This window comes from Microcystis sp. M109S1, assembly GCF_020247025.1.
In the GTDB taxonomy this organism is placed as follows: Bacteria; Cyanobacteriota; Cyanobacteriia; order Cyanobacteriales; family Microcystaceae; genus Microcystis.
In genome coordinates this window covers 1-8,849 of record NZ_JADBRW010000189.1, presented here as the reverse complement: position 1 = coordinate 8,849, position 8,849 = coordinate 1, and the positions used below count along the sequence as shown (strand labels likewise).

The window sequence follows — 8,849 nt, the reverse complement described above, 5'->3', positions numbered from 1 at the left end:
GCCAGCGTCCAGAAGGATGTAATCTGACTGTTACTGTGCTTGGTTCACAGCTTTCTGGGATTTGTCTTGACCATCGAATAGGTAAAGGTTCTGTACATTTGGCTAAATAGATTTGTTTGTCTTTGAACTTAAAAGCAGATCTGCTAAATTCGGCACTTCCTCCTTGATGTTTTTTCTTAAAGTTAGGATACTTAGTACGACCAGCAAAGAAGTCAGTAAAAGCTGTTTGTAAATGTCTTAAACCTTGTTGTAAAGGTACACAGCTAACTTCGTTGAGAAAGTCTAATTCTTCTTGCTTTTTCCAATCAGTTAGCATTGAAGATGTTTCAGTATATCCTACTCTTTCTTGCTTTTCATACCATGCTTGTGTTCTGAGATGGAGAGCTTTATTGTAAACTAATCTTACACAGCCCAAAGTGCGCCGCAATAGCGACTCGTGTTCTGGTTTTGGTTAAAATCGAAACCAATAGGCTTTTTCCATGTCTCACATTTTAGCATATATTTCGTAAATGTGCTAATATTTAACAGTAAAGCCGTCGTAGAACGACGGGGTTTCAGACCCAAATTTTCGATGAAAGCGCAAACAACAAGTAAAGATAGCCTGATCCTACGGCAAGAAGTAGTGGGTTCCCGTCGCCCTAGTAACTATTTTTGGGCTGTAATCATCTCTATTGGCGGTCTAGGGTTTCTCCTCGCCGGTCTTTCCAGTTATTTGAAGGTCAATCTACTTCTCGTTAGCGATACCAGTTCCTTACAATTTATTCCCCAAGGAGTCGCCCTCCTCTTTTACGGTACTGCGGGGACTCTTTTAGCCATCTATCTCTGGTTATCTCTCCTCTGGAATGTCGGAGGTGGTTACAACGAGTTTAACAAGGAAACCGGCAAAGTTAAAATCTTTCGTTGGGGCTACCCTGGCAAAAATCGTCGCATTGATCTCGATTGGCCTCTCGAAGATGTGCAAGCTGTGCGGGCCGAAGTGCGAGAAGGACTCAACCCGAAACGGGAACTATTCCTGCGGATTAAACAGCGTCGCGATATCCCTTTAACTCGCGTCGGCGATCCTATGTCCCTCTCGGAATTGGAAAATCAAGGAGCGCAACTCGCTCGTTTTCTGGAAATTCCTCTAGAGGGATTGTAGGCCTTTTTTCGCTCTTTTTGGCTATAAAATGATGAAGATAAGAAAATCTTGCTGGCTGTCTCTAGTTTGTGTTTTTTTAATCACAACGACGACACTTTTCGGCTGTTCTTCCCCGGAAGCTAATTCCACCCCCGATAATTCTAGTATCACCCAAACCTCTCAACCTGCCAGTTCGGGCAGTGTCAACATGGATAATTACAAACCCCGCTTAGATGGAACTGCTGTCGTCGAGATGATCATCAAAGGTAAACCGGTAACGATCGAAATTGATGGCAAGGCGGCCCCAATTACTGCCGGTAACTTTGTGGATCTGGTGGGGAGAGGTTTTTATAATGGTTTAACTTTCCATCGCGTGGTTAAGGAACCGCAGCCTTTTGTCGCCCAAGGTGGTGATCCCCAAGGTCGCGGAACTGGTGGTTTTGTTGATCCAGAAACCAAGCAATCCCGTTATGTTCCCCTGGAAATTCTCCTTAAAGACGAAAAAGAGCCGATTTATGGGAAATCAATCGGTCAACAGGCCACGGCCCGCACTCCCATCGTCGCTTTACCCCATAAACGCGGTGCAATCGCAATGGCCCGTTCTCAACAACCTAATTCCGCTTCTTCTCAGTTTTATTTTGCCCTGTCGGATATCAATTTCCTGGATGGTGATTATGCCGTTTTTGGTTATGTAACCGAGGGAATGGAAGTGATCGATACGATCAAACAAGGGGATAAAATTGACTCGGCCAAGGTTGTTTCCGGTGCAGAAAATCTGAAAAAATAGCGATCGGTTAGGGTGGGACCGGGCGACAATAATTTAATATTCGCCGTCACCCACCCAATCATTTAATATTCCGATAACTGATACCTGATACCTGATACCTGATAACTGATAACTGATAACTGATACCTGATAACTGATAACTGATACCTGATAACTGATAAATGAATGTTGTGGTGACGGGAATTGGGTTGATCAGTTCTCTGGGAAATTTAAGTCAGAGTTGGCAAAGATTACTAGAGGGCAAAACTGGTATAACTAGGCAACAACCCTTTTCTGATTTACCCGCTTTACCCTTGGGTTTAATCGGTCACAAACCGGCATTTTTAGAGGATTTAACCAAAATTGCCCTGATTGCTGCCCTTGAAGACGCTCAATTAACCCCTCCCTTAAAGGATTGTGCTGTCACTATCGGTTCTAGTCGCGGTTGTCAGGGTTTATGGGAACAGATGGCAGCGACGGGAATAGTAGAAAACTGGTTAGATAGTTTACCCGATCGCGCCTCGGTATTGACCGCTAGATTGATAGAAACCGGCGCCCCAGTCTTAGCACCCATGGCGGCCTGTGCCACGGGCATCTGGTCGCTCGCACAGGCTGTAGAATTAATTACTATGGGAGAATGCGATCGAGTTTTAGCCGGGGCGATCGAAACCCCGATCACTCCCTTAACTTTGGTGGGATTTGAACAGATTGGAGCTTTGGCGAAAACGGGCTGTTATCCTTTTGATAGAGCTAGGGAGGGCTTGGTTTTGGGCGAAGCTGGGGCGATTTTAGTCCTTGAATCGGAAGAACTGGCTTTAAGCAGAAATGCCCCCATCTACGGGCAAATTTTGGGCTATGGTTTTACCTGCGATGCCGATCATGTCAGCGCCCCGGCGGTGAATAATCGTAGTGCTACCAAAGCCATAGAACTATGTTTGCACAGAAGTCAATTAAGAAAAGATGAAATTAATTACATTCACGCCCACGGCACTAGCACGCGTTTAAACGATGAACGGGAGGCAAACCTGATCGCCAGCATTTTTGGCTCGCAAGTGGCTGTAAGCTCGACAAAAGGGGCAACAGGACACACTTTAGGTGCTTCGGGGGCATTAGGCGTGGCTTTTTGTTTAATGGCCCTGAAAAATCAGCTAATTCCCCCCTGTGTCGGTGTGCGCGAGTCGCCTTTTCAGTTAAATTTAACTAGATCGGCTGTTAATTTTTCCCTGCACAATTGTCTCTGTCTTAGTTTCGGTTTCGGAGGACAAAATGCAGCCATCGCAGTGGGGAAGTTTTTCAGTGATCAGTGATCAGTGATCGGTAATCAGTAATCAGTGATCAGTAATCAGTAATCAGTAATCAGTGACGGGAGCATCTCACCTTTGTAACCCCTAAATCAGGTTTTATGTCAAGCTATTTTGAAAGTCTTGCTAGAAACCAGTTTTAGGGACAAGTATAATAATTACTCGCTTGCATAAATGAGATGCTCCCTCAGTGACCATTTCTTTCCCTGCTGGTCTCTGCATTTCTTTTTAACAAAACTTAACAATTATGGGCGAAATTTTGCTGGCTTTTGTCGGGAGATTTTGAGATAATATTTTTAAAAGATTTTATTCATAATGGAAATATTTGAAATCAAAAAAAATTGCACGGATTCCCATTATGAGAAAAGCATAGCACAAGCCGCCGCCAAAGTCAAGTCCTTTCTTATTACTTATGGGTGCGAATTTCCAGGAGTCAAAAAGGGCCTTAGTGGGGGTGCTAGGTATAGACTGATTACTGATAACTGATTATGGATACACCGCGACTACATCCGGATACGATCGAAGAAGTTAAACAAAGAATTGATATTGTGGATTTAATTTCCGAGAGAGTCGTCCTCAAAAAAAGGGGACGGGAATACGTCGGTTTATGTCCTTTTCACGAGGAAAAATCCCCCAGTTTTACGGTTAGTCCTGCCAAACAAATGTATTACTGTTTTGGCTGTGGTGCAGGGGGAAACGGGATTAAATTTCTTATGGAAGTGGGAAAACAATCTTTTAGTGAAGTGGTTTTCGATCTTGCTAGAAGGTATCAAATCCCGATTAAAACTCTGGCAGTAGAACAGCGTCAGGAATTAGAACAGAAATTATCCCTCAAGGAACAATTATACGAAATAATGGCCGTGGCGGTGAGTTTTTATCAACACGCCCTTAGTCAACCTCAAGGGGAAAAAGCGTTAGATTATCTTAAGGTACAACGACAACTAACTGCGGAAACTATCGCTAATTTTCAACTGGGATATTCTCCGGAAGGTTGGGAAACTCTCTATCGTTATTTAGTGGAACAAAAGCGCTATCCTGTGGCTTTAGTGGAACAAGCGGGATTAATTAAAGCGCGTCAAAATGGTAGTGGTTATTACGATCAATTTCGAGATCGTTTAATGATTCCTATTTTTGATAGTCAAGGACGAGCGATCGCTTTTGGTAGTCGCACTTTAGGTAATGAGCAGCCAAAGTATCTAAATTCTCCCGATACTCCTCTATTTGAAAAGGGAAAAACTCTCTTTGCTCTTGATCGAGCTAAACAGGCAATTATTCAGCAAGATTTAGCGATAGTTGTCGAGGGTTATTTTGATGCGATCGCTCTCCATGCTGCCGGTATTACTAATGTGGTTGCCTGTTTAGGAACAGCCTTAAGTCAAGAGCAAATTAAATTACTTTTGCGCTACAGTGAAAGTAAACAAATAATCTTTAATTTTGATGCCGATCAAGCGGGAATTAAAGCGACAAAAAGGGCGATCGAGGAAATTAACTCCCTAGTTTATTCAGGACAAGTTAACCTAAAAATCCTCAATCTTCCTGACGGGAAAGATGCCGATGAATTTCTTAAATCCCATACTGACGGGGTGAATAGTTATCGAGAACTAATCGAAAAATCTCCTTTTTGGATTGATTGGCAAATCTCGCAGATGTTGGTTAATAAAGATTTAAAACAGGGACTACATTTTCAACAAGTAGCCAATAGTATGGTGAGTTTATTGCAAAAGTTAATCGATAGCAATCAACGCACTTTTTATCTAGATTATTGTGCTGAAATTTTGGCTCAAAAAGATGCCACTCGTTTGCCTTATATTTTAAAAAATCTCTCAAAGCAGGTTAATAAACCTCAAGGAAAATCTCTGGCAATCAAGAGGAAAAATATTTTAGATAAATCCGAAAAAAATAGCTCGGAAAAAGCCGAATGGTTATTATTATTAATCTATCTCCATTATCCTGAATATCGGGAAATAATTTTAGAATCTTTGGATGAAAAAGATTTAATTTTTAATCTGCCTGATTATCGTTGGTTATGGCAAGTAATTCTAGAGTTAGAACCCCAAATTACTAAACCAAGAGATTTGATGTCAGCTTTACAGAATCATTTATTGATGATAACCACAGACAAAAACCGTGATTTTAATTCTTTATTTCACTTAAATGAACATACCAGTCAGGAAATTTTGCAGCCAGAAGAACAGATCAAAGATGCTATTATAGCTATGGAAAAAATTAGTTTAATGGAATATCGTCGCTACTGTCAAGAACAATTAATTAATGCTCTCGACAGCAATCAACGGGAATTTTATCAGCAGGAATTTTATCAAACTGTTAATAAATTAATCGAAATTGATCCTCTCTACCAACAAGCTTAATTCTCTAATTGATTAGAAACTAGACAGTTGTTCAGCAATAATAGATACTAACTTATCCACTGCTCCGGCTTGTCCGCGCACTGCCCGCAATTTTTGCCGGATAGCCTCTAATTGTTCGGGATTTTCTAACCAAGATATAGCCATATTTGCCACTTCTTCTGGTTGTAATTCCCCCAATAATTCCGGAACAATTTCGGCACCAGCCCAAATATTTGGCCAGGCATATAAACGCTTTTTTCGCAATATATAGAGATTAATTATCTTAGCAAATAAAGAACCCACCCCCGGCAGTTGGGCTAATAAACCGGGTAAACCGTCCCAAGTTCTCATCGCGTCGAGTTGCTGAGTCGGTAGTAAAATAATCATCGGGATTGCCAGCGCCCCTAATTCAGCCGTATTAGCACCCACCGTCGTTAAAGCTAAATGACAGCGAGAAAGCTGGTTATGGGCGGGAAAAGCGGTAATTAGGTCAACTTTTACCCCCTTAGCTGTTTCTAGATAGGGTTTTTCACCGTTTTTTAATTTGGCAGCACTCCAACCAGTTTTATTAATCATCGGATTATAGCTAGGATCGGCAAATTTCGCCAAATAAGCTAAATTTATGGTAGGAGCAACGGGAATTAAGAATTTAGTCTGGGGATTGTGTGCGTGTATCTTTTCGGCAATGGCTAAGGTTAGGGGTACACCCTGAGCTAATTTCGAGGGTTTGGAACCGGGGAGGAGTGCAATTAAGGTAGCGTCATCAGGGGTGATAGCAGTGGGCAAATCCACCATTAAATCGCCGATAACGGTAAATTTATGCTGATATTGTTGTGGAATATTATTTAATACACTTGTATTCATCACGGCAAAGCGATCGATCCCCCGATACCAACGCGCTTCCCATTCCGCATAGATAACGGTGCGATAACCCAAACGTTTACCGATGGTGAGGGCAAAAAATTGATCGCCCCCTAAAAATAAAACGATGCCCTTGGGGTGCCAATCCCAATTATCGGCGGTTTTTCCCCAGAAAAGAAAATTAAAGAAGTTTTCTGGCGACTGGACTCGATCGACCTCTGGATATTTCCTAACTACTTCCGTTTCCGCCCCCATAGAATGAGTACAAGGGGAAAGAATCACCGAAATCCGCAACAGCGATCGAGCTTCTGTTAAGTTTTGTCGCAATCTCTTGACAACTGGACGCACCCATGTAGATATTTCTCCCGGGCCATTAGAGAGAATGAGAAGATCAACAGGAGAATCAAACATGATAAGTAGTCGTGCAAAATTAATGTCTTGGTTAGGATAGGCACTCATGCAAGGGGTAGTTAGATATGTGTAATTAATTTTGCGCGCGGTACTTATCAAGCAAAAAGTAAAAAGTTCCCTGTTGCGGTGTTGCCTACTTGCCATTGAATAAAGAACGAATTGCCTGATGTTTAGGGTGATCAAATTCTGGGGGAACCTTGCGGGTATCGGTAATCAACCAATCCAAGGCTGCCGCTTCCACATCGATCGCCGCGCCGGTTTTATCAACACAGTAGCGCCCAAAGACCAACTTATCCACCAAACGCGCCCCTGAACCGAGGCGAGAATATTCAAAAATAACGCTATTATCCACCGTCGCGCCGCCACAAATCCAACAATTCGGGCCAATCATACTCGGACCGACAATTTTCGCCCCGTCTTCAATGCGCGTCATTGCCCCGATATACACAGGTCCGGTGATATCGACTCGATCCCAGTTTACCCCCACATTTAAGCCCGTGTAGATGCCCGGTTTGACTTCGATGCCGGGGATAGCAACATTTTTAATTTCCCTGGATAACACCCCGCGAATTGCCTGCCAGTAGTCGGGGACTTTACCGATATCCACCCATTCAAAATCCATGTTTAAAGCGTAGAAAGGCGCAGCTTTAGCGACTAATTGGGGGAATAATTCGCCCCCGATGTCGTATTTACTATTAGGGGGAATAAAATCAATGATTTCTGGCTCAAAAATATAGATACCCGTGTTAATGCAGGTACTTAAAGCTTCATCGATGGCTGGTTTTTCTTGGAAACTGAGAATCCGTCCCTCCTCGTCGCTAACTACCACCCCATAACTGGATACTTCCTCTCTGGGGACGGTTTTGGTGACAATAGTGGCGATCGCTCCCTTTTCCCGATGCCATTTAACGGCTGCGGTTAAATCAAGATCGATCAGCGCATCACCACAGAGAACCACAAAAGTATCGTCAAAAAAGGGATTAAAATCTTGAATTCGTCGTAAACCACCCGCCGATCCTAGGGCATCACCGATTAACTCGCCCTCTTCGATTCTACCCTCGAAAGAATAGCCGATATGCACCCCAAAACGCTGACCATCGCGGAAATAACTCTCAATTTCTTCGGCTAAATGACTAACATTGACCATGATCTGATCAAAGCCATGCTGTCGCAACAGTTCCAACAAAAACTCCATCACCGGCTTTTGTAAAATCGGGATCAGGGGTTTGGGAATCGTATGGGTAATCGGACGGACGCGAGTTCCTTTGCCAGCCGCCAAAATCATGGCTTTCATCGATGTTTATTTCCTTTTGCGATCGAGGTTTGTAGTTAAATCATGCCTAGTGTATCATTACCGGCTCGGAATCAGTGGTTATCGATCCTCTTGGGGGTACCTCGAAAAATAGATTTACTTCAGCATTGCACCGCCTGAAACCCTGATGAAAGCTTGGTTTATTCTCAATTAGTGCGAAGATTTTCTCAATAAGTCCAATTGATCGAGCTACCCCTTAGTAATTGATAACGGAAAAAAGTGAGAGATTTAACCCAGATTACACTGATGGACAAAATTAACCAATCAACTTTGCTGTAACTCATACTACTCAGTCCTCTAGGCTAAGATGATCAAAAAAACGCAAGTTTTTAAATTGATGGGACAAAAAAGTGGCTCTTCTCGACTTTGTGTGATCATTTTTGCTTATATGCTTACTGGGAAAGACTTTTAGGACTATTTTGCCGAAGAAACTATCACTATAGGCCTCGTTTCCACACAGAAACCAGAAGAGCCGGTGTTCTAGGGAAAAGTTAATTGATATCTAGCTGTTTTTTGGGTGGGGGAATGCTTTTTGGCACTGTTCTGGGGTAACTTCGTTATTTTCTATAGGATATCGTATCGAGAAAAGTTTAGGCTCTTCGGTAATTGTTATGCAAATAATTAACTGAAAATAAAATTAGATAAGAGAGCCTACGCCCAAAAGTAGCTGAAATTCATATAAAGAAGGACTTAAGGCACAAATAGGTTAATACCAAAAGATAGACAATTGAGT

At 42.5% G+C, this 8,849-nt stretch carries 7 protein-coding genes; 4 read left to right on the top strand and 3 right to left on the bottom strand.

Going from position 1 to position 8,849, the window contains the following annotated elements; genetic code table 11:
* The coding region (locus IM322_RS09115) for an RNA-guided endonuclease InsQ/TnpB family protein (protein ID WP_287713178.1) at window positions 1-427 on the bottom strand (427 nt) is incomplete at its 3' end.
* Window positions 428-571: 144 nt separating this feature from the next.
* On the opposite strand from IM322_RS09115, the gene IM322_RS09110 reads away from it, so the two are divergent.
* The 4 genes from IM322_RS09110 (at window position 572) to dnaG (ending at window position 5,553) form a co-directional block, all read left to right on the top strand.
* Window positions 572-1,138 carry a photosystem I assembly protein Ycf4 gene (locus IM322_RS09110; RefSeq protein WP_287673890.1) on the top strand — a complete coding sequence of 189 codons (567 nt, stop codon included), beginning with the start codon at window positions 572-574 and terminating at the stop codon, window positions 1,136-1,138.
* A gap of 28 nt (window positions 1,139-1,166) precedes the next feature.
* A complete protein-coding gene (locus IM322_RS09105) occupies window positions 1,167-1,904 on the top strand; it encodes a peptidylprolyl isomerase (protein WP_287673889.1) in 738 nt (245 codons plus the stop codon).
* Between the two features lie 161 nt (window positions 1,905-2,065).
* Window positions 2,066-3,190, top strand: a complete 1,125-nt coding sequence (locus IM322_RS09100; RefSeq protein ID WP_287673888.1) for a beta-ketoacyl-ACP synthase — start codon at window positions 2,066-2,068, stop codon at window positions 3,188-3,190.
* Window positions 3,191-3,672: 482 nt separating this feature from the next.
* Window positions 3,673-5,553 (top strand): DNA primase, encoded by a 1,881-nt coding sequence (gene dnaG / locus IM322_RS09095; protein WP_287673887.1) that lies wholly within the window; start codon window positions 3,673-3,675, stop codon window positions 5,551-5,553.
* A 12-nt stretch (window positions 5,554-5,565) separates the two neighbouring features.
* On the opposite strand, the gene IM322_RS09090 is transcribed toward dnaG, so the two are convergent.
* The gene (locus IM322_RS09090; protein ID WP_287673886.1) at window positions 5,566-6,804 is read right to left on the bottom strand and encodes a glycosyltransferase family protein; all 1,239 of its coding nucleotides are present in this window, start codon (window positions 6,802-6,804) and stop codon (window positions 5,566-5,568) included.
* A gap of 133 nt (window positions 6,805-6,937) precedes the next feature.
* Complete coding sequence (locus tag IM322_RS09085; protein WP_287673885.1) at window positions 6,938-8,098, bottom strand: nucleotidyltransferase family protein; 1,161 nt, start codon at window positions 8,096-8,098, stop codon at window positions 6,938-6,940.
* Between the last annotated feature and the right edge of the window lie 751 nt (window positions 8,099-8,849).

Coding starts and splice junctions, on each gene's coding strand:
- IM322_RS09110 (WP_287673890.1), top strand. CDS start 572: ATGAAAGCGCAAACAACAAGTAAAGATAGCCTGATCCTACGGCAAGAA.
- IM322_RS09105 (WP_287673889.1), top strand. CDS start 1,167: ATGATGAAGATAAGAAAATCTTGCTGGCTGTCTCTAGTTTGTGTTTTT.
- IM322_RS09100 (WP_287673888.1), top strand. CDS start 2,066: ATGAATGTTGTGGTGACGGGAATTGGGTTGATCAGTTCTCTGGGAAAT.
- dnaG (WP_287673887.1), top strand. CDS start 3,673: ATGGATACACCGCGACTACATCCGGATACGATCGAAGAAGTTAAACAA.
- IM322_RS09090 (WP_287673886.1), bottom strand. CDS start 6,804: ATGTTTGATTCTCCTGTTGATCTTCTCATTCTCTCTAATGGCCCGGGA.
- IM322_RS09085 (WP_287673885.1), bottom strand. CDS start 8,098: ATGAAAGCCATGATTTTGGCGGCTGGCAAAGGAACTCGCGTCCGTCCG.